Genomic DNA, 26,242 nt, shown 5'->3' on the forward strand with positions numbered 1-26,242 from the left:
TGGCCGGTCTGCTTACAATGGCTTGGTCCTGGTTCAGGACCGGGCCGGCAGGCCGGCCATCACCTTTTGCACATCCGTCCGTAGTCGTCCATGTCCGCCGGGGGGCACGGTGTGCGCACGCAATCCAGGTTTCAGGGAGTTCCATGAACGCCGTCCAGAGGTTCATCAGAAGCAAAGTGCTGCTGTTGACCGCTGCTATCTTGATCGCAGCCATGTGCTTGTCGGTCCTCGTCCAAAGCCAGTCCCAGGCCGCGCTCAACCGGACCGTGGATGAAAATTCCCGGGGCCTCTACGACGTCCTCGTCCAGGCCAAGGCGCCCGCCGGTGCCCTGCTGCAGCCGGAAATCGCCAACGGTACCGGCGGCATCAGCTTCGAGCAGCTGGAATCCATCAAGAAGCTGTCCGGGACCTCCGTGGCCGCACCCATCAGCCTGGTTTCCCGCGTGACCCAGAACCTCGAAGCGCCGCGCCTGGATGCCATGGACTACCTCGGCTACAACGCCGGCCTCGCCGGCACCGCGACGGCGGACCAGGCCGCCGGTGCCACGGCGCCGGACAAGTGGCCTGCCGCGGAGTCCGTCCTGAGTGACGAGAGCAAGAAATACCGGCTCACCGCCAGCGCGGTAAGCTCCGACGGCGTCTCCGAGCAGACCCTCTTCAAGTCCACGGCCGAGGGCACCCTGGGCAAGGCGAAACTTGTTGAGGAACAGGCCGCCGGCGGCAGCAGCATCCGGATCGCGGCCCCCGAGGGCGAAACGGGCATCAAGTTCCCCGCGCCCGCCGGAGGCTCCGAGCACAACCTGTTCAACCTGTCCGTGTCCCTGCCCTGGCGCCCGAAGTCACGGAATCCGTGGTGGCAGTCGACCCCGCCGCGGAGCGCGCCCTGCTGGGCTCCGCCGGTGACTTCCTGGCGCCGCTGGAAAAGGCCCCGCCGGCCGACGCCCGCAACGCCGGTGCCATCGGCCGCTACTTCGAAGGCCTGTTCACCACCGGAATCGGCCTCGACCAGCTGGAGGAAGGACCGGACTTCCTGGGCGTCAAGCTCAAGTACTGGGCGCCGCTGATGACCCAGTACCAGCAGGCGAAGCGCAACGGCCAGCTCACCGCAGACTCCCAGGCGATTCCGCTGATCGTGCGCTCCGGCACCTCGCTGGACCTTAAGTACAACGTCAAGATCGAAGAGATCGACGAGTCCGGCAAGGTGGTCAAGGACGTCGGAACCGTCTCCCGGTCGCTGGACAAGGACTACCTGCCGTTCGTCTCCAAGGACCCGTTCGTCCTGTCCTGGCCGGGCTCCACCGACCACTCGTCGCTCCTGGGTGCCACCGGCAACTTCAACCAGGGTCTTTACACTCCGCCACCTGGAGCACGGACTTTGCCGCCGCGCCGAAGTACACCGACGGCGAGGAGGCGGCCAACGGCGCCGTGGACAAGACCGCCGTTCCCGGCGAATGGGTCACCATCAACCGCCTGCCCGAAAAGAGCGCCAACGGCACGCCCGTGGACCAGACCCAGCGCGAGCCGGTGGACGAGCGGTCCTACCGCGAGAACCTGGCAACGGGTGAAAAGACGGCAGCCCCGCTGGCCATGGTCTACGGCACCTTCGACCCCGCAGCCGTGGCCGAGGCCGCCGGCGACGTCAACAAGCTTCCCCTGGGCGGCTACGATCCCACCCCCTTCACCCTGGTCAAGGACGCCGAGGGCAAGGACGTTCCTGCCACCGAGCTTGAGCCCTCGCTGAGCGCCACCGGTCTCGCCAGCCAGTCGGCGGGCGCGATCACCGACTACTACGGGCTCGCCGCTGCCCGCGGCTACACGGACAACGCCGACGTGATCGACGCCGTGCGCGTCCGCGCCAAGGCACCGGGAAGCTGGAAGGAAGCGCAGCCGGAGGTGGAGAAGCTCGCCGCCGAGATCCGGGACATGGGCCTGGAAGCCACCATCGTGGCCGGCTCCGCCCGTGAGGACGCCAGCATCTTCGTGCCCGGCTATTCCAAGGACGACGCCGGCAAGGAGTCCGCGCTGGGCACTGTCCAGCAGTCGTGGGTGCGGCAGAACGCGGCCGAGGCCGTGACGGGATCGCTCTCCGGAACCAACGTGACCCTGCTCTTCCTGACCCTGTGCGGCGCGGCCCTGCTGACAGGGGCGTCCACCGTGAGCTACATCCGGAAGCGGCGCAGCGAAGCCGGAACCCTCCGGGCCATGGGCTGGACCCAGCGGCGGATCCGCAACTGGGTGCTGGAGGAATTCGGCGTGGGCGCAGTGCTGCTGGCCGTGGCCGGCCTCGTCCTGAGCCTGGTTAGCTGGAGCCTCGCCACTGCCCTGGTGTGCGTGGCTGTCCTGCTGCTGTATATCGGCGCCGCGTTCTTCGCAGCGCAGCAGCTGCGCCACCGCGACGTGATCGACCAGGAGCCGCAGCACGACGAGCGGCTTATTCCGGTGGATTCGCCGCTGACGTTTGCCAACCGCCAGCTGGGCACCAACAAGTTCAACACACTGGCCCTGGCCGTGGCCGTCGGTGTTTTCGGCGCCGCCGTGGGCGGCCTGATCGCCCTGCTGATCGACATTCCCCGGGCAGCCGGGGCGAGCGCCCTGAGCGGGTTGGCCGCCGCCAGCGTGGCCCTGCCCAGCATCCTCCTGGCGCTGGCCGGCGTGGTGGTCGGCCTGGTGCTGACCCTGGTGACCGGAAGGTTCGAGCTGAATGCCAAGCGGCAGTACCTGAGCATCCTCGAGGCCATGGGCTGGAACCCGGACATGCTCCGCCAGGTCCGCCTGTTCGAAAACGCGCTGGTGGGAACCGTGGCCCTGCCCCTGGGCGTGCTGGGCGCCCTGGGCATCGGCCTCCTGCTGGCACCCTATGCCGCACTGTGGGCAGGCGTCGCCGGCCTCGTGGCTGTACTTTGCTGGATACCTATTGCAACGAAAGTGGTCCAATGACAAACCCGACCAATGTCCAGCGGAGCCGCAGGAGCGGCTCCGGCGAGGTTCCCCTGCAGACCCGCGCGAACACCATCGTCAAGGCGGCTGACCACGCCACCCCGCTGGAATTGAGCGACATCACCATCCGCTACGGCGGCGGCAAGGGCGGTGCCGAGGCCGTCAGTGTGGTGGAGGGCTTCGACCTGACGCTGCACGCCGGCGAGATGCACTGCGTGGCCGGCCGAAGCGGCTCCGGCAAGACAAGCATCCTCACCGTCGGCGCAGGACTGACGCTGCCGACGTCGGGCCGCGTCTTTTGGGAAGGCGATTCCCTGGAGAGCATGGGCGACGACGAAATCGCCGACCGCCGTCGTGCCCTCATCGGCTATGTCGACCAGGGCGGCGCCCTGATCGACGGCATGAGCGCCCTCGAGAACGTCCTCCTGCCTGCCGTTCCCGACGGCGAAGTGGACCAGCGGCGGGACATGGCCAAGGACCTCCTGGACCTGGTGGGCCTCGGCCGCCGCATGCGCCACCGGCCGGCGCAGCTGTCCGGCGGTGAACGCCAGCGCGTCGCCATCGCCCGCGCGCTGATCCTGGGAACCCGGGTCCTGGTGGTGGACGAACCCACCGCAAGCCTGGACCGCGCCTCGGCCAACCGCATCATCAGCATCCTGAAAGACACCACTAACGACGGCATTGCCGTGCTGGTTGCGTCACACGACCACGAACTGGTCCGGCTCAGCGATACCCTGACTGAACTGATCTAGCCTGTCCCTCCGCACCGAAGGTAACCGTCCGCACGTGACTGCTTCAGAGAAGACGCCGTTCTACATCACCACGGCCATCACCTACCCCAACGGCGTGCCGCACATCGGCCACGCCTACGAGTACATCGCCACCGACGCCATGGCCCGGTTCAAGCGGCTGGACGGCTATGACGTGATGTTCCTGACCGGTACGGACGAGCACGGCATGAAGATCGCCCAGACGGCCGAAAAGGAAGGCATCACCCCCAAGGAGCTGGTGGACCGCAACGCCGAGGTGTACAAGGCGGCGCACGCCGCCCTCGGCATCACCTACGACCGCTTCATCCGGACCACGGATGCCGACCACTACGCGGCCTCGCAGGCGATCTGGAAAAAGATGGAAGCCAAGGGCGACATCTACCTGTCCAAGTACGAGGGCTGGTACTCCGTGCGGGACGAGGCCTTCTACGGCGAGGACGACACCGTGGTCAAGGACGACGGCGTGCGCTACTCGAAGGAAACGGACACCGAGGTGACCTGGACGGCGGAGGAGAGCTACTTCTTCCGGCTGTCCGCCTACCAGGACAAGCTGCTGGCACTCTACGAATCCCACCCGGAGTTCGGTGCGCCGCAGTACCGGTTCAACGAAGTGATCAGCTTCGTCCGGCGCGGCCTGGAGGACCTGTCCATCAGCCGCACCACGTTCGACTGGGGCGTTCCGGTTCCCGGCAACGACAAGCACGTCATGTACGTCTGGGTGGACGCGCTGACGAACTACCTGACGGGCGTGGGCTACCCGGATGTCGAGTCGGAGAAGTTCCGCAGGTTCTGGCCTGCGGACGTCCACATCATCGGCAAGGACATCTCCCGTTTCCACGCCATCTACTGGCCGGCCTTCCTCATGAGCGCCGGCCTGGAACTGCCCAAGCGGGTGATGATCCACGGCTTCCTGCACAACAACGGCGTGAAGATGTCCAAGTCGCTGGGCAACGTCGTGGCTCCGGCCGACTTCGTGGCGCAGTACGGCCTGGACCAGGTGCGGTTCTTCTTCCTCCGCGAAGTCCCTTTCGGCGCCGACGGAAGCTACAACCACGAGGCCATCGTGGGCAGGATGAACTCGGACCTCGCCAACAACTTCGGCAACCTTGCGCAGCGGTCGCTCTCCATGGTGGCCAAGAACTGCGGCGGCGACGTTCCCGTACCGGGGGAGTTCACTGCAGCCGATACGGCCATCCTCGCGCAGGCGGGAGGGCTCCTGGAGACTGCCCGGGCCGCATTCGAAAAGCAGGAATTCAGCCGGGCCCTCGAAGCCATCTGGGCGGTCCTGGGTGACACCAATGCGTACTTCGCCGAGCAGGCGCCCTGGGTCCTCCGGAAGACCGACGTCGGACGCATGAACACCGTGCTCTACGTGACGCTTGAGGTGCTCCGGATCGTGGCCATCCTGGCCCAGCCGGTGATGCCTGGAGCGACGGGGAAGCTCCTGGAAAGCCTGGGCCAGCCCAACGGCGAGGCCCGGCAGTTCTCGGCGATCTCCACTCCGATAACCCCCGGGACTGCCCTCCCGGCGCCGTCACCGGTATTCCCCAAGTACGAGGAACCCGCCGGGGCCTGACAGCTGCTTCCCGGGCCGGCCTGGCCGGCCCGGGGACCCTGCCACGAAACAAGTAGTGGCCCGTTTTTATATGAGTACCGGCTACTGGAGATTCGCCGGAGTACTCAACATAGCCTTTTCCTGTTAGCAAACTGATGATTCGCATCTGGGAGAACCGTCGCCTCGATGCCGTCTGTTTGCCTTTTTTATGTCGTCACCCGGGGCGCCGTTTTTCCTGCACGTTCGTCAGTTTGAAGCAGACGAAGGACGGAGACGGAAATGAAACGGATCCTTGCCGCGCTGGGGGTCACAAGCCTCGCACTGTTTGGTGCATCAGCCACGGCCAACGCCACAGGCGGAGCATCGGGTGACAACGAAAAAATCACCATTTGCCACGCCACAGGCTCGGAAACAAACCCGTACGTGCCAATCACCATCGACCTCAACGGGCTGAACGGCCACGTGGGCCACCAGCATGACGAGGACATTATTCCCGCCAACAACGGGAAGGTCCTCCCCGGCGGCCAGAACCTGGACAAGGTGGACTGGTGGAACGCCGGCTGCACCAAGCCCGGAGGGGCGGTAACGCCCACGCCAAAACCCACCCACCCGCACGATGACAATGGCAAGAAGATCACCATCTGCCATGCCACGGGATCGGAAACCAACCCCTACGTGGTGATCACCATTGCCCTCCAAGGCCTCAACGGACACGCAGGCGCCCACCACCAGCACGCTGAGGACATCATCCCGCCGAATGACGGAAAAGTGATGCCCGCAGGCCAGAACTGGACCGCCGAGGGCCAGGCAACCTGGAACAACGACTGCGTCCCCGTAAAGGTGCCGCCGACTACACCGCCGACGACCCCGCCGACAGTGCCGCCAACAGTCACGCCGACAACCCCGCCCACCGGAGCGGTTGTCCCGCACCGAAGCCCAGTGGCGCAGCAGTTGGTAAGCCAGCAGGCGGAGCAGGCGCAGTGGCCGCCAACAACCAGGGCTTCAATGTGCAGACCGCCGTGGCCGGGAACCAGGAACCCGGAATTGCCCCGTGGCTCGGGGGCGCGGCAGCACTGCTGCTGGCCGGCGCAGCCATTGCGGCCCGGAAGTCGCTGGCAGGCGGCGGAACCCAGGGCAGGCATCACCAGTAAGTCCCCGGCTGCCGCTTCCGCGGCAACCGGCTGAACAAGCGCAGGGCGCCGTGCCGTCACGTGGGCACGGCGCCCTCCGCGCGGGGAGCCGTATGCACGAACCATCCTCGACAGAACCGGAAGCAGACAGCGCCGCCCACCGCCACCGGACGGACGGGCAGCTGAGGCGCCTGCGCCTCCTCGCCGGTGCGCTCCTGCTGGCCGGGCTGGCATGCCTGGTGCTGTTCCTGCCCTCCCTGGCCGGACGGGATGGAAAGACTTCCCTTCCGGAGGTTTCCGCTCCTGCGGCCACAACCGCGGCGGTGGCCACGGCCCCGGCACCTTCCAGGGCCGCACCAGCACCTGCCACCAGCCTGACTCCCGAGGGGCCGGCGGCTGCAGCACCCCAACACCTGGCCTACCCGGCGGCGGGGATCGATGTGGTGGTCCACCCCCTCGACCCGAGTGCTGAGGACCAGGAACGCCGGACCATCATTCCGCCGTCCACGAAGGACGGCTACTGGCTCACGCCCTACGGCACCCCCGGTGCCGGCTCCGCAAACACCACCTACATCGTGGGCCACAGCTGGCAGGACCAGGACGCGCCCTTCAACCACCTCAGCACCAGGGCCGCTGCCGGAGACCTGCTGACGGTCACCACCTCAACCGGCCAGCTGGCCTATCGGGTGGAATCTGTCACCACCTACGAAAAGTCCAGCCTGAAGGACAGCCCCATCTGGGCCGTCGCACCCAACACGGTGGTGCTCATTTCCTGTTATACGGACGACCTGTGGGGGACGAACGTGGTGGTCGTGGCAACGCCCGCATAATGAGACGGCTTGACCACGATATGGATCGCTTGGCTACCCTGAAACTATGAGCGCATCCTCCATCGATCTGGCAGTTATCCCCGGCGACGGCATTGGCCCCGAGGTCATTGCCGAGGCAGTCAAAGTCCTGGAAAAAGCTGTTGCAGCCGAAGGGGTGGAGCTTAAGCAGACGCACTACAAGCTGGGCGCTGAGCACTGGCTGGAAACGGGGGAGACCCTTCCGGACGAGGTCCTCGCGGACCTGCGGACCCGGGACGCCATCCTCTTCGGCGCCGTGGGTGCAGCCCCCGGCGATACCCGGATCCCGTCGGGCATCATCGAGCGCGAAATGCTGCTGAAGCTCCGCTTCAGCCTGGACCACTACGTCAACCTGCGGCCGTCACGGCTGTACGGCACGGTGGGCAGCCCGCTCGCCAATCCGGGCACCATCGACTTCATCGTTGTCCGTGAAGGTACCGAGGGCCCTTACGTGGGCAACGGCGGAAGCCTCCGGGCGGGCACCCCCCATGAGGTGGCAACCGAAGTTTCACTGAACACCGCCCACGGCGTGGAGCGCGTGGTGCGGGACGCCTTCCGGCGCGCAAGTGCCCGGGAGCGCAAGCACGTCACCCTGGTCCACAAGCACAATGTCCTGGTCTACGCAGGCCACCTCTGGAAGCGGACCGTCGAGGCCGTGGCCGCGGAGTTCCCGGAGGTCACGCACGACTACCTGCACGTGGATGCAGCCACCATTTTCATGGTCACGGACCCGTCCCGCTTTGACGTGATCGTCACGGACAACCTCTTCGGCGACATCCTGACCGACCTGGCTGCCGCCATCACCGGGGGCATCGGGCTGGCGGCATCCGGCAATATCAACATGGACCGCACCGCCCCGTCCATGTTCGAGCCGGTCCACGGCTCCGCGCCGGACATCGCCGGCCAGGGCAAAGCGGACCCCACCGCCGCCATCCTGTCCGCCGCCCTGCTCCTGGACCACCTCGGCTTCACTGCGGCGTCACGCAGGATCGAAGCGGCAGTGGTTGCCGACGTCGAAAAGCGCGACGGCGGTGCCCGCAGCACCAGTGCGATCGGCGACGCGATCGCGGCCGGACTCTGACCCCGCGCCGGGGCCTCCGGCATCGGGCGTAAGCTTGTCTCGAATCACCAAATGCCGCCCTCGCGTTCAGCGCTGAACCCGGGCGGCCGATCGTGGAGGAACCATGACCCAGACTGCCCACGGCGTCGAATTCAGCCGGCAGCTATCGGCCAACCCGAAGTCTGCTGAAGAGCGTGCAGCCATCCTGGCGAACCCGGGATTCGGCAACCACTTCACCGACCACACCGCCATCGTGGACTACAGCGTCGACGAGAACGGTAAAGGCGGCTGGCACAACCCCCGGGTGGAGGCCTATGGGCCCATCTCCCTCGACCCGTCCGCGGCCGTGCTGCATTACGGGCAGGAAATTTTCGAAGGGCTCAAGGCCTACCGCCACGCCGACGGTTCGGTGTGGACCTTCCGTCCGGAAGCCAACGCCGCCCGCCTCAACAAGTCGGCCCGCAGGCTGGCGCTGCCTGAATTGCCTGCCGAATACTTCCTCGGCGCCATCCGCGAACTGGTGACCGTCGACAAGGAATGGGTTCCGGACGGTGACGGCGAGTCCCTGTACCTGCGGCCGTTCATGATCGCCACCGAGGCATTCCTGGGCGTCCGGGCTGCGCGCGAAGTCTCTTTCCGGGTTATTGCCTCACCGGCAGGCAACTACTTCGGCGGCGAGCTCAAGCCGGTGTCCATCTGGATTTCCAGGGAGTACGCGCGGGCCGGCCGCGGCGGCACCGGTGCGGCCAAGTGCGGCGGCAACTACGCTGCTTCGCTCATTGCGCAGCAGGAAGCCGAAGCGAACGGCTGCAAGCAGGTCCTGTTCCTCGACCAGTTCAATGACAACGCGGTGGAAGAGCTGGGCGGCATGAATGTGTTCTTCGTCATGAAGGACGGCTCACTGGCCACCCCCGCGCTCACCGGCACCATCCTGGAAGGCGTCACCCGCATGTCCGTCATCCAGGTGGCCAAGGACATGGGCCGGGAAGTCGCCGAGCGCAAGATCACCCTGGATGAGTGGCGCGACGGCGTTGCCTCCGGCGAGATCACCGAGGTTTTCGCCTGCGGTACTGCCGCCGTCATCACCCCGATCGGTGTCCTCAAGGACGCCACGGAATTCATTGGATCCGAGGACGCCAAGGCGGGGGAGACCACCATGGCCATCCGCGAACGGCTGCTCGGCATCCAGACCGGCACGTCCCCGGACACCCACGGCTGGCTGACCCGCCTGGCTTGAGCCGGGGCTTATCGCCAAACAACGACGGCGCCTGCGGGGCTTCTGCCCGGCAGGCGCCGTTTTGCGGGTGGACAGGTCAGCGGCGGGCGGCTTTCCTGGCGGCGTTCTTCAGCGCCTTCCGCGAAACCGGCTTCAGGGCCTTCCGGGCCGCTTCTTCCGCGATGGCCTGGTTGCGGCGGGCATCAATGATGTCGTTCCACAGTGTTGTCGCAAAGACCCCGCCGTCCTGGGCGTAGACGTCGTAGGGGTAGTCGGCAAATATGGACGGCGTAGTGGTGCCGGTGGGCAGGTCCTGCCCCTTGGCTTTCGCGACGGCGTCGCCAACAGCCCAGGTCCGCGTCAGGTGCTGAACAGGTTCTCCTGCACAAAGATGTTGGCGTCACCGGAAGCAGCGGCCCTAGTCAGCAGCAGGTCAAGGTCCTGGGCCAGGAGCGCGGAAGCGGATTCCTCCGCTGGTGCCGTCCCTGAGCTGAAATCCCCGGCGAGGCCGTCCACGGCTACGCTCCAGTCGGCCGTTTCGCGGTACTTCTTCCACGTGGGAAACCAGACAATGCTGCCCGTCGCGTGGTTGTGGATGTGTTGGAGTCCACTGTTCTTCTCGGTCGCAGCATGGTCATGGCCGGCAGCGTCAGCCCCGGCGAGGAGGTCAGCAAGGGTGGTTGTGCTCATGGTGTCCGGTTCCGGCTTTCTGGTGGGGAACGTGTGGTCTTCGTTAAATGGTCAACCCGGGCCGCGGGCTGTTCTATTCCGGCGGCCAAAACTCACCTCGCTCCGGATGCAGTGCAAAGATGGGATGGTGACGTCAGCCTCCGGTTCCATCCTGCAGCGCAGCTCCGCCCTGACCCAATACATCCTGGCCCCGAATCCCGGCCCCATGAGCCTGGAGGGGACCAACTCCTATATCCTGCGGGCCACCGGCTGTCCCGGTGCAGTTGTGGTGGACCCAGGCCCCCTCGATGACGGCCACCTGCGCGCGCTGGCCGCCGCCGGCCCGGTGGAACTCATTCTCGTCACCCACCGCCATGCGGACCACACGGCAGGATCTGCACGCCTGCATGAACTGACGGGCGCCCCCGTCCGGGCGGCGGACCCGGCACACTGCCACGGCGGCGGTGAACCCCTGCACGGCGGGGTGATCCGCACTGCGGGGCTGGAAATCCACGTGCTGCCCACGCCCGGCCATACGTCCGATTCGCTGTGTTTCCACCTTCCGGAGGACGGCCCCGGCGGTTCGGTCCTGACCGGCGACACCATCCTGGGCAGGGGCACCACCATGCTGGACTTCCCGGACGGCACGCTGGGGACTACCTCGGAACTTTGGACAGGCTCGAGGCCCTGGGCCCGGCCACTGTCCTCCCGGCACACGGGCCCGTGCTGCCCTCCGTGGAGTCGATCGCGCGCGACTACCGGCTGCACCGGCAGGAGAGGCTCGGCCAGATCCGCGCGGCGCTGAAACAACTCGGCCGGGACGCCTCCGTGGGTGAGGTGGCAGACGCCGTCTATGCCGACGTCGTGCCCTCTGTCCGGCGGGCAGCCGAAATGTCCGTCGCCGCCCAGCTGCATTACCTGCGGAAGAAGCCGGACGGCTTTAAGCCTGGCCCAGGGCCGGCAGCCCGGCACGGACCGCCCGGCGCGGAACGGTAGGGTAGGACCCATGCGTATTGCCAGGTTTGTTGTCGATTCTGATCCCCTTTACGGTGTTGTTGAAGGCGGGCCGGGCAGTGAGGAAGTCACTGTCATCCATGGAGACCCCTTCTTCAACGGCGTGGAGCGCACGTCCGTCCGCCACAAGCTGGAGGATGTCCGGCTGCTGGCCCCCATCATCCCCCGCAGCAAGGTCATCGGTGTGGGGCGCAACTACGTGGAGCATGCGCGCGAGCTTGGCAATGAGGTTCCGGCGCAGCCGCTCCTTTTCCTGAAGCCCAACACGGCCGTCGTGGGTCCCAACGATCCCGTGGTCCTTCCGGAGTTCTCTGAGGAAGTCTCCTTCGAGGCCGAACTGTGCGTGGTCATAGGCCGGATCTGCAAGGACGTTCCCGAGGACCGCGTGGATGATGTCATCTTCGGCTACACCTGCGGCAACGACCTCACGGCCCGTGACGTCCAGAAGACCGACCTGCAGTGGACCCGGGCCAAGGGCTTTGACACCTCGGCGCCGCTCGGCCCGTGGATCGAGACAGACCTCGATCCCGAGGACCTGCAAATCCAGGGGCGGCTGAACGGCGAGGTGCGCCAGGACGGCAGCACCAGCCAGATGATCCGGGGCGTGCGCGAACTGGTCTCCGTGGTGTCACAGGCCTTCACCCTCCTGCCGGGCGATGTCATCATGACGGGAACCCCCGCCGGCGTGGGCCTGGTGAATGCAGGCGACCGGTTCGAGGTGGAGATCGAAGGAATCGGGCGCCTGTCCAATCCGATCGTCCGCCGCTGACTCCAGCGGACGGCCGCCGCCGGCATCCGGTGCCGCCCGCGCCGGGTGGCGGCGGCAGACGGTAAAGTTGGAGCCACTATGACTACTCCTTCTGCGTCCCCTGCTGCCTCCCTCCCATCCGTTTCAGCCGATACACCCGTGCGCGTCCGGTTCTGTCCCTCGCCCACCGGCACCCCGCACGTCGGCCTGATCCGGACGGCGCTCTTCAACTGGGCCCATGCCAAGCACACCAAGGGAACGTTTGTCTTCCGCATCGAGGACACCGACGCCGCACGCGACTCGGAGGAAAGCTACCAGCAGCTGCTGGAGGCGCTGAAGTGGCTGGGCATCACCTGGGAAGAAGGCGTGGAAGTCGGCGGACCGCACGAACCCTACCGGCAGTCGCAGCGCCTGGACCTCTACAAGGACGTCGTCGCCAAGCTGATCGCGGGCGGTTACGCCTACGAGTGCTACTCGTCCCCTGAGGAAGTGGAGGCACGCCACCGGGCTGCGGGACGCGATCCCAAGCTCGGCTACGACAACTTCGACCGGGAGCTCACCGAGGAGCAGGTGGCGGCGTTCAAGGCGGAAGGCCGCCAGCCCGTGCTGCGGGTCCGGATGCCCGACGAGGACGTCACCTTCACCGACCTGGTACGCGGCGAAATCACTTTCAAGGCCGGCAGCATCCCGGACTATGTGATCGTGCGCGCCGACGGCTCACCCCTGTACACCCTGGTGAATCCAGTCGACGACGCACTTATGGGCATCACGCACGTGCTGCGCGGGGAGGACCTGCTCTCGTCCACCCCCCCGGCAGGTAGTCCTCATCCGGGCCCTGATGGATCTGGGCGTGGCCAGCTACATGCCCGAATTCGGCCACCTGCCGTACGTCATGGGTGAAGGCAACAAGAAGCTGTCCAAGCGGGACCCGCAGTCCAACCTGTTCCTCCTGCGTGACCGCGGCTTCATCCCCGAAGGCCTCCTCAACTACCTCTCGCTGCTGGGCTGGAGCCTGTCCGCGGACGAGGACATTTTCACCGTGGACCAGCTCATCGAGCACTTCGACGTGCATGACGTCCTGGCCAACCCGGCACGCTTCGACATCAAGAAGGCCGAAGCCATCAACGGCACCCACATCCGGATGCTCGCACCGGAAGACTTCCGGGACCGGCTGGTGCCCTACCTGCGGAACGCGGGATACCTGGGGAACAGCTCACGGAACGGCAGGAGCAGATCCTTACCGACGCGGCGCCCCTGATCCAGGAACGCATTGCCCTGCTGGGCGAGGCGCCGGACATGCTCGGGTTCCTCTTCAAGGCCGATGACGCCATCGACATCGCCGATGACGCCCGCAAGGGACTGCCGCAGAACCTCGAGGAAGTCCTCGACGCAGCCATCGCCGCTCTCGAACCCGTGGAGGAATGGACGCCGGACACTATCCAGGCTGCACTCAAGCAGGCACTCGTGGAGGACCTCGGCATCAAGCCGCGGCTGGCCTTTGGCCCGGTACGCACGGCCGTGTCCGGCCGCCGGATCTCGCCCCCTCTGTTCGAATCCATGGTGATCCTGGGCAAGGAATCCTCCCTGCGCCGGCTCCGGACCTTCCGCGGCTGATGACTGCTCCCGGCAAGGCGCGCAGCGGCGTCCTGGAGACACCCTTCGGGGCGGTCCGCGGTGTCCTCTTCGATATCGACGACACCCTGGTGGACCTCGAATACTCGATGACCACTGCCTTGCGGGAGGTCAGCGAACACCTCCTGCCCGGCCTGGACCAGGCCGGGTGGGAGCGGTTCGGGCGCATCTTCACGCACGAGACCACGCACTACTACGACCAGTACCTCGCCGGCGAAGTGACGTTCAACGAACAGCGCCTGCTCCGCGGCCGCGCTGCCTTGGGGCACTTCGGGGTTGAATTGGCCGACGGCGAGGAATCGCACCGGTGGCTCAGCGCCTACATGGAGCGCCAGCCTGCCTACGTCAAGCCTTTCCCGGACGTCCTGCCGCTGCTGGATGTCCTGGACGGCGCAGGCATCCCCTACGGCGCGGTCAGCAACAACGTCCACGACTACCAGCGGGCCAAGCTGGACAGCGCCGGACTGGAACGCGTCACGCACCTGGTGGGCACCGACACGCTCGGCGTCGCCAAACCCAATCCAGCCATGTACCTCGAGGGCGTTCGGCTGCTGGGCACCGCCACCTCCGAAACGCTCTACGTGGGCGACAACCGGCTGCTGGACGCCGAGGGTTCCACCGCAGCCGGGCTGCTGGGCGTGTGGCTGAACCGGACGGGTGAGCCGGTGACAGGGTTCGACGGCCACATGGTTGCCTCGCTCGATGGGCTGGTAAGGCACGTCACACCCGGCCGATTTGTGCGGGCTGAAAGTCTCGGGTAGAGTATTTTCTCGTGCTGAGGCGCACGGAGCGGGGTGAAAGCCCTGACAACCGGCCCGAAAGTGCCATTGGGATATGGTGTAATTGGCAACACTACGGTTTCTGGTACCGTCATTCTAGGTTCGAGTCCTGGTATCCCAGCTCTGGTTTGAGCACCGGTTTTCCGGTCTCGGGACAGAAAAGTTCCAAACGGTCCGCCGATTTGGAACACGAGCGAAGTGTATGAAACAATCACTGAGCTTGACCAGCGGAAACGCTGGCAGGAAGTACGCGGCCCCATCGTATAGCGGCCTAGTACGCCGCCCTCTCACGGCGGTAACGCGGGTTCGAATCCCGCTGGGGTCACCAACGAAATGGTCCCGGGCAGAAGCCCGGACCATTTTCTTTGTCCTGTTAGAAGTCCCCGCCGGCCGGACAATTCCGCCGGTCATGCCCGGCGGAAAGGCCCGTCTGCAGGGGAGCCCCGCCGTCGTTTGCCGCTGACTGGGCGGCGTGAGCTGGCATGATGTTGCTGTGACCTCCCGGAACGAGCACGATGATGCAGCCCAGCCGGCGCAGACCGCCGAAGCGGTGGCCCTGCTGGAAGATGTGCGGAGCGCCCTTGCGGAGGTCAGCCTGCCGCTGGCGCTTCCAGGTGCTGACCAGGCCCGGCGTGAAGCTGCCGGCGCCGCGAGCCAGCTGGAGGACTACATCCTTCCCCGGTACCGGAGCCTGGACGCGCCGCTGCTGGCCGTTGTTGGGGGTTCCACCGGCGCCGGGAAGTCGACCCTTGTGAATGCGCTCGTGGGCCATCCGGTGACCCGTGCCGGCGCCATCCGGCCCACCACGCGCCAGCCCATCCTGCTGCACAATCCGGCGGAGGCGGCGTGGTTCGAAGGCCAGCGTGTCCTACCCGGCCTCAGCCGGATCCGCGGCGCCCTTACCGGCCAAGCCGCCGCCGGGCAGGCACCGGAACGCCCGGGGACGGCGCCGTCGTCGTCGCTCGTCCTGCTGGCGGACCCCGCCGTTCCCGCCGGGATCGCCCTGCTGGACGCCCCGGACGTCGATTCCATCGCCGATGAGAACAGGAGGCTGGCAGGACAGCTGCTGGCGGCGGCAGACCTCTGGGTTTTCGTCACCACCGCCAACCGCTACGCCGACGCCGTTCCGTGGAAGCTGCTGCTGGATGCGGCCGGCCGGGACATCATGGTGGCCGTGGTGCTGGACCGGGTTCCGCCGGGGGCGGAGGCTGAAGTCAGTGGGGACCTCCGGGCGCTCCTCGACAAGGAGGGCCTGGGCGCTGCACAGCTGTTCATCATTCCGGAGACCACACTGGATGCAAAAGGAATGCTGCCCGCTGCAGCTGTCCGTCCGCTGGCCACATGGCTGCAGGACCTCGCGGCGGACGCTGCCGGCCGCTCGGACGTCGCCCGGCGGACCCTCAACGGGGCAGTCCGGGCATTGGCCGGCAAGGTCTCCGCCATCGCCCTGGCTGCGGCAGAGCAGCGGCGCGCAGCGGGCAGCCTGGAGTCCGATGCCGTGTCGGTTTACCGGGACGCGGCGGAGCGCATCATGGATGCCACCCGCGACGGTGCGCTCCTGCGTGGTGAAGTACTCGCCCGGTGGCAGGACTTCGTCGGTACCGGTGAGTTCTTCCGCGCCCTGGAGCAGAACGTTGGACGGTTCCGGGACCGGCTGGGTGCCTTCTTCCGGGGTGAACCGCCGCCCGCCGTGCGGGTGGAGGCCGCCATCGAGACAGGCCTGCAGGCCGTCATCCTGGACGAGGCAGCCACCGCGGCCGAGGAGACCGACCAGCGCTGGCGGTCCGATCCGGCCGGGCGCCAGCTGCTGGGAACGGACGATCTTTCAGGTACTGCTCCGGGCTTCGCCGACCGGGCCGCCGCGGAAATACGTGCGTGGCAGGAGGCCCTCATGGAGCTCATCCGGACAGAGGGCCAGGGCAAGCGGACCCAGGCGCGCTGGCTTTCCTTCGGAATCAACGGCCTCGGTGCCGCGCTGATGATCGTGGTCTTTTCGATGACCGCCGGACTGACAGGCCTGGAAGTCGGTGTTGCCGGCGGGACTGCCGTGGTGGGCCAGCGGCTGCTGGAGGCGGTGTTCGGCGAGGATGCCGTCCGCCGGATGGCCGAAAAGGCACGGGAGGACCTCGCGCTCCGGTGCCGGCGGCTGCTGGATGAGGAGCAGCAGAAATTCCTGGACCGGCTGCCGGACAGCGTCGAGGGCACCGAAGCCGTCCTCACGGCACAGTCAAGTGCCCTGGTCCGGCTGGCAGGCAGCGCGTGAGCCGCCACAGTGCCGCCAGGGAGGCTTCCGCCTGGACAGCAGGCTCCAGGCACTCGACGACGCCCGCGGTCTTGGCGAAGGCGTCCTGCCCGACCAGGCGCTGGAGGAAGTCCTGGCTGTCCTGGACAGGGCAAGTTCCCGCCGGTCGCTGTCCGCGGACCACACCGTGGTGGGCTTCTTCGGTGCCACGGGCAGCGGCAAATCCTCCTTGTTCAATGCGGTCAGCGGCGCGGAAATTGCGACGGCGGCGGCCCGCCGCCCCACAACATCGGAACCTTTGGCAGGGGTCTGGGGCGCCGACGGCAGCGGGCCGCTCCTTGACTGGCTCGAAGTCCGCAACCGGCACCACGCGGCCGCCGTGGACGGCTTCGCCGACGAGGAGACGGGGCTGATCCTGCTGGATCTGCCCGATTTCGACTCCACCCGGGAAGCCAACCGTGAAGTGGTGGAACGGATGGTAGGCCTGGTTGACGTTCTGGTGTGGGTCTTGGACCCGCAAAAATATGCCGATGCGGCGGTCCATCACGGCTTCCTCGCCCGGCTCGCCTCCCACGGCGCGGTGACCCTCGTGGTGTTGAACCAGGTTGACCGGCTGCCGGTGCCGGACGTGGAACCGGTGCTGGAATCCCTCCGCGCCATCCTGGCCCGCGACGGCCTCGGGCAGGTGAGGGTGCTTCCGACGTCCGCGGTGACAGGCGCCGGCGTCGATACCCTGCGGGCGGCCATCCGGTCCGTTGCCGTCCAGCGCCGGGCCCAGTCGCAGAGGCTGGCCGCCGATGTTTCCAAGGCAGGCCGGGACCTGCGGGCAGCCTCGGGGGACGGGGAAGCGGCCGGGGTTGCGCCGGCGGCAAAAGCCAGGCTGGCTGAAGAACTGGCAGTGGCCGCGAATGTGCCGGTTGTGGTCAGCGCCGTTGCCCGGTCCTACCGGCTGGAATCAGTGCGGCGGACCGGCTGGCCCGTCACCAGGTGGCTTGCAAGGTTCCGTCCGGACCCCTGCGCCGGCTCAATCTCCGCAGCACCACACCGGCCGAACTGAACCGGACGTCACTGCCGGCCGCGGGTGCCCCCGAGCGCGCCCGGACGGACGCAGCCGTGCGGGCATTCGCCGATGCCGCCAGCGCCGGTGCGCCCGGACCGTGGCGGGCCGCCATCAGGAGCGCCGCCCGGGAAGGCCGTGAAAGGCTGCCTGATGCCCTGGACCAGGCGATTGCCGGCACGGACATCGGCGCCAACCGCAAGGCATGGTGGTGGGGCCTCTTCAATGTGGTGCAGTGGCTGGCGCTCCTGACCGTGCTGGGCGGGCTTGGCTGGCTCGGCGTGCTCGCCGGCCTGGGCTACTTCCAGATGCCGGTGCCGGAGGTGCCGCGGGTGGAAGGCTGGCCCATACCCACCCTGATGGCCGCGTCCGGCGTGGTGCTGGGGGTCTTCCTTGCCGTCACCGGCCGGGTCATTGCCGCCGGCGCCGCAAACGCCCGGGCCAGCAGGGCACGGAAGCGGCTGAATAAAGCCGTGGCAGCTGTGGCCCACAAGCTGATCGTGGAGCCGGTGGAGGTGGAGGTGGGCAGGCTTGCCGCCTTCAACGCCGCCTTGAGGCGTGCCGGGGAGAGCTAGGAACCGGCCCGCAGGCCGTCCGCTACCGCTGACCGCCGGACGCCTCCAGCGCGGCCGCGGCGTCACGGACCTTGATGAGCGTCCGCAGGTTGCGTGTTGTGGTGGCCGACTTGAACTTTGCCTTTGCCGAGAGCTTGCTGAAGGGGCTGTCCAGCGTTCCGCCGGCCGGTGCCAGCCAGGCGAGGGCTTCCGGACCGAGCCGCTGCTGTTGGGTGCCTTCGAGGGCGGCACCCGCGGCATCCAGATGGTCGAGCACCTTGGTGTCCGACGACAGCGTGATGTAGGTATGGGTGGATTTGTCGTCCGCCGGCCAGGGGCAGGCATCCACCAGTGCGGCCACCCGGGATGCATCCAGGACCACAACCCAGGCCTCGTAGCCAAAGGCCGCGCGGAGGCAGTCTTCGCATTCCCGCTTGACGGCACGGGCATCACGGCTGCTGGTGAGCACCACGTTTCCGCTGGCCAGGAGGGTCTTTGCGTCGGCAAAGCCGCAGCCCTTCAGGGCCTCCCGCAGGTCCGCCATTTTGATATTGATCCCGCCCACGTTGATGCCGCGGAGGAACACCGCATAGCTGCCCATGGCCACAGCCTAGCGCCCGGTGCCCGCGGACGGTCGGGACTTGTCAGTCGTTGTTCTTGCGCAGGGCTTCGGTGAGGATGCGCCCGGCGTTGCACACCACTTCCGCGTGCAGCCGGCCGGGCTGGCGGGTGAGCCGCTCGATGGGGCCGGAGATGGACACGGCCGCGATCACCCGGCCGGACGGCCCGCGCACGGGTGCAGAAACGGAGGCAACCCCCGGCTCACGTTCGCCGAGGCTCTGGCCCCAGCCCCGGCGTCGTACGCCCGCCAGCACGGTGGGCGTGAACCGGGCGGACTGCAGGCCTTCCAGCAGTCGGTCGTGGTCCTCCCATGCCAGGAGCACCTGCGCAGCGGATCCGGCCTTCATGGACAGCTGGGTGCCCACCGGAATGGTGTCGCGAAGGCCGATGGGGCGTTCCGCCGACGCCACGCATACCCGCCAGTCACCCTGGCGGCGGAAGATCTGTGCACTCTCGCCGGTGGCGTCCCGCAACTGCATCAGGACTGGTCCTGCGGAGGCGATCAGGCGGTCCTCGCCGGCGGCGGACGCCAGTTCAACGAGCCTGCTGCCCAGGACGAAGCGGCCCTGGATATCCCGGCTGACCAGCCGGTGGTGGACCAGTGCAAGTGCCAGCCGGTGGACAGTGGGCCGGGCCAGGCCGGTGGCAGCTACCAGCTGTGCCAGCGTGGTGGGGCCGGCCTCCAGTGCATCAAGCACCTGGGCAGCTTTATCAATGACACCGACTCCACTAGAATTGTCCATGTAATGATATTGCCGTCTCAATATCTGAGATGCAAATCTTTCGGCTGGCGCACGGTGAAGCCGTCCTGCTTCAGTTGGAACAATCAATCACAACAGCAGTGAAGGGAGCTGGCCATGGCAAAGACATTGGCCGAGAAAGTCTGGGACGCGCACGTGGTGCGCAAAGGTGACGGCGACGGAGCCAACGCCCAGCCCGACCTTCTCTTCATCGACCTTCACCTGGTCCACGAGGTCACCTCGCCGCAGGCCTTCGAAGGCCTCCGCCTGGCCGGACGCAAGCTGCGCCGGCCTGACTTGACCATTGCCACGGAGGACCACAACACTCCGACGCTGGACATCGACAAGCCTATCGCCGACCTCACCAGCCGAACCCAGATCCAGACGCTGCGCAACAACTGCGCCGAGTTCGGTGTCCGGCTGCACAGCCTGGGCGACGCCGAACAGGGCATTGTGCACGTGGTTGGCCCGCAGCTGGGCCTGACCCAGCCCGGCATGACGGTGGTCTGCGGCGACTCCCACACGTCCACCCATGGTGCCTTCGGTGCACTTGCCATGGGCATTGGCACCTCGGAGGTGGAGCATGTCATGGCCACCCAGACGCTCTCCCTTAAGCCGTTCAAGACCATGGCCATCAACGTTGAGGGCACCCTCCGTCCCGGCGTCACCGCCAAGGACATCATCCTCGCCGTCATCGCGAAGATCGGCACCGGCGGCGGCCAGGGCTACGTCCTGGAATACCGCGGCTCAGCCATCCGCGCCCTGTCCATGGACGCCCGGATGACCATCTGCAACATGTCCATCGAGGCGGGCGCCCGCGCCGGCATGGTGGCCCCGGATGAAACAACCTACGCCTACATGAAGGGCCGCCCGCACGCGCCGGAGGGCGCTGACTGGGACGCTGCAGTCGAGTACTGGAACACGTTGAAGACCGACGACGACGCCGTCTTCGACGCGCAGGTGGACCTGGATGCCAACACGCTGGAGCCCTTCGTCACCTGGGGCACCAACCCCGGCCAGGGCGTTTCGCTGTCCGACTCCGTGCCGTCGCCGGAGGACTTCGGCGACGAGAACGCCAAGGCAGCCGCGGAGCGCGCCCTGCAATACATGGGGCTTGAAGCCGGCACCCGCATGAAGGACATCCGCGTCGACACCGTCTTCCTGGGTTCCTGCACCAACTCCCGCATCGAGGACCTCCGTGCGGCGGCGGACATCATCCGCGGCCGGGAAAAGGACCCCAAGGTCCGCATGCTGGTGGTTCCCGGTTCCGCCCGGGTCCGCCTGGAAGCCGAGGCCGAGGGCCTGGACCGCGTGTTCAAGGACTTCGGTGCCGAATGGCGCTTTGCCGGCTGCTCCATGTGCCTGGGCATGAACCCGGACCAGCTGGAGCCGGGGGAGCGCTGCGCCTCCACCTCGAACCGCAACTTCGAAGGACGCCAGGGCAAGGGCGGCCGCACCCACTTGGTGTCCCCGGTGGTGGCCGCAGCCACAGCCGTCCGCGGCACGCTCAGCTCGCCGTCGGACCTTGGCCCGGCCCCTGAACCGGCGGCCAAGCCCGCCGGAACCGCCATCCGCACCGACGCAGCCTAGGAGCCAGCCATGGAAAAGTTCACCAAGCACACCGGCGTCGGCGTTCCGCTGCGCCAGAGCAACGTCGATACCGACCAGATCATCCCCGCGGTCTACCTCAAGCGGATCACCCGCACCGGCTTCGAGGATGCCCTGTTCTCCGCCTGGCGCAAGGATCCATCCTTCATCCTGAACCAGGAGCCGTTCAACGCCGGCTCGGTCCTGGTGGCCGGCCCGGACTTCGGTACCGGGTCCTCGCGTGAACATGCGGTCTGGGCCCTGAAGGACTACGGCTTCAAGGCGGTCCTTTCCTCCCGGTTCGCCGACATCTTCCGCGGCAATTCCGGCAAGCAGGGACTGCTCGCCGCGCAGGTGGCCCAGGACGATATCGAACTGATCTGGAAAGAGCTGGAAAACGCTCCGGGCACCGAGGTCACCGTGGACCTCGAGTCCAAGACAGTGGTGTGCGGCAACATCGTGGCACCGTTCGACATCGACGACTACACCCGCTGGCGCCTGCTGGAGGGCCTGGACGATATCGGGCTGACCCTGCAGCACGAGGCGGACATCACGGCGTACGAGGCCACGCGTCCGGCCTTCAAGCCGAAAACCCTGCCGGCCAAGCTTTCCTGACCGCTCCACAGCTTCCGTCCGCAGTACCCGGGCCCCGCCACACCACGTCGGCGGGGCCCGCGTATTTCGGTTCGGTAACACGACCTCCTATGCTTGGGTGGAGCCTTTGCAAGGATTTGGGGGCGAGTAATCGTGAGGAAACCGGTATATGAGTAGTGTTCTGACAATCCGCGGCGGAGTCCCGCTTACAGGCCGCGTCAGCGTCCGGGGGGCAAAGAATCTGGTTCCCAAGGCCATGGTGGCCGCATTGCTGGGCAATGAACCGTCGGTGTTGCGGAACGTCCCGGAAATCAAGGACGTGGAGGTAGTCACCTCCCTGCTGCAGCTGCACGGCGTCACGGTGGTCAAGGACCCTGTCAACGGCGATCTCACCCTTGATCCCAAGGATGCGAAGACTGCGCCGAGCACGGCCATCGACGCCCACGCCGGCGATTCCAGGATTCCCATCCTGCTCTGCGGTCCCCTGATCCACGCGATCGGCGAAGCCTTCATCCCGGACCTGGGCGGCTGCAAGATTGGTGACCGCCCCATCGACTACCACCTGGATGTCCTGCGCCAGTTCGGTGCCGTGGTAGAGAAGCGTCCCGGCGGCATCCACATCTCCGCGCCCAAGGGACTCCACGGCGCCAAGATTTCCCTGCCGTATCCCTCCGTCGGGTGCCACGGAGCAGGTGCTCCTGAGCGCCACCCGCGCCGAAGGCATCACCGAGTTGTCCGGTGCAGCAACCGAGCCGGAGATCATCGACCTCATCGCCGTGCTGCAGAAAATGGGCGCCATCATCAGCGTCCAGACGGACCGGACCATCCGCATCGAGGGTGTCCGCGACCTGGGCGGCTACAACCACCGGGCCCTGTCAGACCGGAACGAGTCGGCATCCTGGGCCTCCGCCGCCCTGGTCACCCGCGGCGACATCTTCGTTGAGGGGGCATCCCAGCGGGACATGATGACTTTCCTGAACACCTACCGCAAGGTGGGCGGGGGAATGGACATCGGCGAGGACGGCATCCGCTTCTACCACCCGGGCGGAAAGCTCAACCCGCTGGTCCTGGAAACGGACGTCCACCCGGGGTTCATGACCGACTGGCAGCAGCCGCTGGTGGTGGCCCTCACCCAGGCTGAGGGCGTATCCATCGTCCACGAGACGGTCTACGAGAACCGGTTCGGCTTCACCGACGCCCTGATCAGGATGGGCGCCAGCATCCAGGTGCACCGCGAATGCCTGGGCAGCGTTCCCTGCCGATTCGGGCAGCGGAACTTCCTGCACTCGGCAGTGATTTCGGGACCCACCCAGCTCAAGGGAACAGACATCGACGTGCCGGACCTCCGTGGCGGCTTCAGCCACCTGATTGCCGCCCTGGCGGCCACGGGCACCTCACGGGTCACCGGCATCGACATCATCAACCGCGGCTACGAGCGCTTCACTGAAAAGCTCGCCGGACTCGGTGCCGATTTCGACATCACCACCAAGAAGTAGCGGGGGACCGTGAAGGAATCGGCCAAGAGCAGGGCCACGTTCATTTTCATTGCCGGCGTTGCGCGCCCGCTGCTGAACCTCATGATGGGGAAGAAGTGGGAGGGAACCGACAAGCTTCCCGCCGGCGGGTTCATTGCCGCCCCGAACCACTGCACCGAAATTGACCCGCTGGTGGTGGGCCACATGCTGTACAACAACAACAGGGCGCCGCACTTCCTGGCAAAGGCGGCCCTCTTCAAGGTGCCCGGCCTCGGCTGGCTGCTGCGCGCCACCAAACAGGTCCCCGTGGAGCGTTCGACGGCGGGAGCCAACCGCTCGCTGCAGGTCGCCCAGGAGATCGTCGCCGAGGGCGGGGCCATCATCATCTACCCCGAAGGCACCCTGACCCGGGATCCGGACCTGTGGCCCATGAAGGGCCATACCGGGGCGGCCAGGCTCGCGCTCGAGGGCGGAATCCCGGTGGTCCCCATCGCGCACTGGGGAGCCCACGAGGTCTTTCCCCGCTACGGCAAAAGCTTCCACCTGTTCCCCGCAAGCAGTCCCGCGTGGTGGTGGGGGACCCCGTGGACCTCAGCGCGTTCGCCGGCAAGCCCCTGGACAAGGCCACGCTCACGGCGGCCACTGACGCAATCATGGACGCCATCACCGGCCTCCTGGCTGACCTGCGCGGTGAACAGCCCCCGGCCGAGCGCTGGGACCCGGCGCGGCAGCAGCAGGCCAAGCACGGGCGGTTCGTTGAACGCGGACAGCAGCAGTCCGGCGACGGGGCGGATGCCCAGTGACGCTTGACGCGGACATGACCGGTTCTGCGCGGTCCGTGGCCGTGCTCGGCGCCGGATCCTGGGGACTACCTTCGCAAAGATCCTGGCCGATGCCGCCATCGCCGCGGACTCCCCGCGCGCCATCAGGGTCTGGGGCCGGCGGCCCGAAGTGGTGGAACAGATCAACGCCAGCCATCGCAATGAACAGTATTTGAAGGACATCGCCCTTCCCCCAGCATCACAGCGTCCACCGACGTCCGTGAGGTGCTCCACGGGGCCGACCTCGTGGTCCTTGCGGTCCCGGCCCAGTCGCTGCGGCCGCAACTGCGGGAATGGAAGGGCCTGATCTCGCCGGGGGCCATCGTGGTCTCCCTCATGAAGGGCCTTGAGCTCGGGACCGACTCGCGCATGAGCCAGGTCATCCAGGAGGAGCTGGACCTTCCCGCGGACCGGATCGCCGTCGTCTCCGGCCCAACCTGGCCATGGAAATTGCCCGCGAGGAACCCACCGCCTCCGTGGTGGCCTGCGCGGAACCGGCAGTCGCCGGCTGGCTGGCCAGAAGCTGCACCGCGCCGTACTTCCGGCCCTACACCACCTCGGACGTGGTGGGCGTCGAAATCGGCGGGATCGTCAAGAACGTCATCGCACTGGCAGTGGGCATCTGCGAGGGCAAGCAGATGGGGGACAACACCAAGGCCTCGGTCATCACCCGGGGACTTGCGGAAACTTCACGGCTGGCCCTGGCCCTGGGCGGTGAAGCGAAAACCATGGCGGGCCTCGCCGGCCTGGGTGACCTGGTGGCCACCTGTTCGTCGCCGCTGTCCCGGAACCATACCGCCGGACGGCTTCTTGGCCAGGGCCTCACCCTCGAGGAAGTGGGCCAGAAGATGACCCAAACAGCCGAGGGCATCAAATCGGGCCAGGCCGTGCACGAACTGGCCGGCAAGCTGGGCGTGGACATGCCCATCACGGCCGCCGTCGTGGCAGTGCTTGCCGGCAAGCTGTCCGTTAACCAACTGGGGACTGTCCTGCTGTCCCGGGAACTGAAACCTGAAGGCGATTACTGACCATGTCCCATGACAACCTGACCGCAGGTAAACCGGCCAAACCCCGGGTCGCGGTACTTTTCGGCGGCCGCTCGAGCGAGCATGCCGTCAGTTGCGTCACCGCTGCCGGCGTCCTCGGTGCCATTAATAAGGACAAGTACGAGGTGATTCCGATCGGAATCGCCAAGTCCGGGCAGTGGGTACTGGCCTCCGCCGACACCGCCCAATGGTCCCTTTCCTCATCATCGCTGCCCGAGGTTGTGCCGTCGGCGGAGACCGTAACGCTCGCGGAGATCGGCGGCGAGCACCAGTTGATCGTGGCGGCACCCAACGAAGTCCCCAAGGAGCTGGGAACCGTCGACGTGGTGTTCCCGCTGCTGCACGGCCCGTTCGGCGAGGACGGCACCATCCAGGGGCTGCTGGAGCTTTCAGACACCCGGTACGTGGGCGCTGGGGTCCTGGCTTCCGCCGTGGGCATGGACAAGCACTTCATGAAAGTGGTCTTCGAGGCAGCCGGACTGCAGGTGGGCCCGTACATCGCGGTCACGGACCGGCAGTGGCGCAAGGACCCCGAAGCCGTCCGCAAGCAGGTGGACCGCCTCGGTTTCCCTGTTTTCGTCAAGCCCGCCCGGGCCGGTTCCTCCATGGGGATCTCCAAGGTGGACTCCATGGAGCACGTGGACTCCGCCATCGAGGAGGCACGCCGGCACGATCTCAAGCTGGTCATTGAGGCAGGAATTGCGGGCCGCGAGATCGAGTGCGCCGTACTGGAAGGCAGGGGCACTGACGCTCCGCGGACCTCGATGCCCGGTGAGATTTCCGTGGCCGGCGGCGGCCACGAGTTCTATGACTTCGAGGCAAAGTACGTGGAGGACAATGCCGCAGCGCTGAGTTGTCCCGCCGACATGCCGGAGGAAGCCATCGCCCGGGTCCGTGAGCTTGCCGCGGCAGCGTTTGACGCGGTTGGCGCCGAAGGGCTGAGCCGGGTGGATTTCTTCTACACTCCTGAGGGCGAACTGGTGATCAACGAGATCAACACCATGCCGGGCTTCACGCCCAAGAGCATGTACCCGCAGATGTGGGCCGCGTCCGGGCTCAGCTATCCGGACCTGATCGACGAGCTCATCTACCTGGCATTGAACCGCAGGACCGGCCTGCGCTGACGGGCCGCGGAGGGCCCTGTCCG

The 26,242-nt window shown here is 66.8% G+C and carries 15 protein-coding genes, 2 tRNA genes and 7 pseudogenes; 21 read left to right on the forward strand and 3 right to left on the reverse strand.

Annotation, left to right across the window (positions count from 1 at the left end; translation table 11 throughout):
* The first annotated feature begins 143 nt into the window (after positions 1-143).
* The 7 genes and pseudogenes from ACPEE0_RS07360 to ACPEE0_RS07390 all read left to right on the forward strand — a co-directional run bounded on the left by ACPEE0_RS07360 (position 144) and on the right by ACPEE0_RS07390 (position 9,537).
* Positions 144-2,937, forward strand: a pseudogene (locus tag ACPEE0_RS07360) (ABC transporter permease).
* The gene (locus ACPEE0_RS07365) at positions 2,934-3,689 is read left to right on the forward strand and encodes an ABC transporter ATP-binding protein (protein WP_133346351.1); all 756 of its coding nucleotides are present in this window, start codon (positions 2,934-2,936) and stop codon (positions 3,687-3,689) included. Before ACPEE0_RS07360 ends, ACPEE0_RS07365 begins: the two are co-directional and overlap by 4 nt.
* Positions 3,690-3,723: 34 nt before the next feature.
* Complete coding sequence (gene metG / locus ACPEE0_RS07370; RefSeq protein WP_009356541.1) at positions 3,724-5,283, forward strand: methionine--tRNA ligase; 1,560 nt, start codon at positions 3,724-3,726, stop codon at positions 5,281-5,283.
* Positions 5,284-5,541: 258 nt separating this feature from the next.
* Entirely contained in the window at positions 5,542-6,447 is a 906-nt protein-coding gene (locus ACPEE0_RS07375) for a hypothetical protein (RefSeq protein ID WP_424574232.1), read from the forward strand.
* A 58-nt stretch (positions 6,448-6,505) separates the two neighbouring features.
* Positions 6,506-7,222, forward strand: a complete 717-nt coding sequence (locus ACPEE0_RS07380; protein ID WP_009356543.1) for a class F sortase — start codon at positions 6,506-6,508, stop codon at positions 7,220-7,222.
* 46 nt (positions 7,223-7,268) lie between these two features.
* Entirely contained in the window at positions 7,269-8,321 is a 1,053-nt protein-coding gene (locus ACPEE0_RS07385; RefSeq protein WP_009356544.1) for a 3-isopropylmalate dehydrogenase, read from the forward strand.
* 103 nt (positions 8,322-8,424) lie between these two features.
* Entirely contained in the window at positions 8,425-9,537 is a 1,113-nt protein-coding gene (locus tag ACPEE0_RS07390; RefSeq protein WP_009356545.1) for a branched-chain amino acid aminotransferase, read from the forward strand.
* 339 nt (positions 9,538-9,876) lie between these two features.
* Here ACPEE0_RS07390 and ACPEE0_RS07395 read toward each other — a convergent pair whose 3' ends face one another.
* Positions 9,877-10,206: a hypothetical protein gene (locus tag ACPEE0_RS07395; RefSeq protein ID WP_424574233.1), complete on the reverse strand. Its 330-nt coding sequence runs from the start codon at positions 10,204-10,206 to the stop codon at positions 9,877-9,879.
* Positions 10,207-10,312: 106 nt separating this feature from the next.
* Between ACPEE0_RS07395 and ACPEE0_RS07400 the strand changes: the two are divergent.
* The 8 genes and pseudogenes from ACPEE0_RS07400 (at position 10,313) to ACPEE0_RS07435 (ending at position 18,232) form a co-directional block, all read left to right on the forward strand.
* Positions 10,313-11,181, forward strand: a pseudogene (locus ACPEE0_RS07400) (MBL fold metallo-hydrolase).
* Between the two features lie 10 nt (positions 11,182-11,191).
* On the forward strand, positions 11,192-11,968 hold the full coding sequence (locus ACPEE0_RS07405) for a fumarylacetoacetate hydrolase family protein (RefSeq protein ID WP_009356548.1): 777 nt from the start codon (positions 11,192-11,194) through the stop codon (positions 11,966-11,968).
* Positions 11,969-12,046: 78 nt separating this feature from the next.
* Positions 12,047-13,561 (forward strand): annotated as a pseudogene (gene gltX, locus ACPEE0_RS07410) (glutamate--tRNA ligase).
* Positions 13,561-14,340 carry an HAD family hydrolase gene (locus ACPEE0_RS07415; protein WP_009356550.1) on the forward strand — a complete coding sequence of 260 codons (780 nt, stop codon included), beginning with the start codon at positions 13,561-13,563 and terminating at the stop codon, positions 14,338-14,340. Before gltX ends, ACPEE0_RS07415 begins: the two are co-directional and overlap by 1 nt.
* Positions 14,341-14,407: 67 nt before the next feature.
* Positions 14,408-14,479: transfer RNA gene (locus tag ACPEE0_RS07420), tRNA-Gln, on the forward strand.
* 131 nt (positions 14,480-14,610) lie between these two features.
* Positions 14,611-14,686: transfer RNA gene (locus ACPEE0_RS07425), tRNA-Glu, on the forward strand.
* Between the two features lie 165 nt (positions 14,687-14,851).
* Positions 14,852-16,621 (forward strand): dynamin family protein, encoded by a 1,770-nt coding sequence (locus ACPEE0_RS07430; RefSeq protein ID WP_354176755.1) that lies wholly within the window; start codon positions 14,852-14,854, stop codon positions 16,619-16,621.
* Positions 16,618-18,232: pseudogene (locus ACPEE0_RS07435) on the forward strand (GTPase). The gene ACPEE0_RS07430 and the pseudogene ACPEE0_RS07435 overlap by 4 nt, the downstream one beginning before the upstream one ends.
* A gap of 22 nt (positions 18,233-18,254) precedes the next feature.
* Here the strand turns inward: ACPEE0_RS07435 and ACPEE0_RS07440 are convergent.
* Together ACPEE0_RS07440 and ACPEE0_RS07445 are read right to left on the reverse strand one after the other, a co-directional pair.
* A complete protein-coding gene (locus ACPEE0_RS07440) occupies positions 18,255-18,812 on the reverse strand; it encodes a DUF1697 domain-containing protein (protein WP_009356551.1) in 558 nt (185 codons plus the stop codon).
* 43 nt (positions 18,813-18,855) lie between these two features.
* A complete protein-coding gene (locus tag ACPEE0_RS07445; protein WP_009356552.1) occupies positions 18,856-19,575 on the reverse strand; it encodes an IclR family transcriptional regulator in 720 nt (239 codons plus the stop codon).
* A 114-nt stretch (positions 19,576-19,689) separates the two neighbouring features.
* Here ACPEE0_RS07445 and leuC point away from each other — a divergent pair, with 114 nt between their 5' ends.
* From leuC to ACPEE0_RS07475, 6 genes and pseudogenes are all read left to right on the forward strand, one after another.
* Positions 19,690-21,162 carry a 3-isopropylmalate dehydratase large subunit gene (gene leuC, locus ACPEE0_RS07450; protein ID WP_354176759.1) on the forward strand — a complete coding sequence of 491 codons (1,473 nt, stop codon included), beginning with the start codon at positions 19,690-19,692 and terminating at the stop codon, positions 21,160-21,162.
* Between the two features lie 9 nt (positions 21,163-21,171).
* Positions 21,172-21,774, forward strand: a complete 603-nt coding sequence (gene leuD / locus ACPEE0_RS07455; RefSeq protein WP_009356554.1) for a 3-isopropylmalate dehydratase small subunit — start codon at positions 21,172-21,174, stop codon at positions 21,772-21,774.
* A gap of 148 nt (positions 21,775-21,922) precedes the next feature.
* Positions 21,923-23,249, forward strand: a pseudogene (gene murA, locus ACPEE0_RS07460) (UDP-N-acetylglucosamine 1-carboxyvinyltransferase).
* A gap of 9 nt (positions 23,250-23,258) precedes the next feature.
* Positions 23,259-24,031, forward strand: a pseudogene (locus ACPEE0_RS07465) (lysophospholipid acyltransferase family protein).
* A gap of 14 nt (positions 24,032-24,045) precedes the next feature.
* A pseudogene (locus ACPEE0_RS07470) lies at positions 24,046-25,077 on the forward strand (NAD(P)H-dependent glycerol-3-phosphate dehydrogenase).
* Between the two features lie 2 nt (positions 25,078-25,079).
* Positions 25,080-26,219, forward strand: coding sequence for a D-alanine--D-alanine ligase family protein (locus ACPEE0_RS07475; protein ID WP_424574234.1), 1,140 nt, complete (start codon positions 25,080-25,082; stop codon positions 26,217-26,219).
* Positions 26,220-26,242 lie beyond the last annotated feature (23 nt).

The organism is Arthrobacter sp. SD76, from assembly GCF_049726125.1.
GTDB lineage: Bacteria > Actinomycetota > Actinomycetes > Actinomycetales > Micrococcaceae > Arthrobacter > Arthrobacter nitrophenolicus.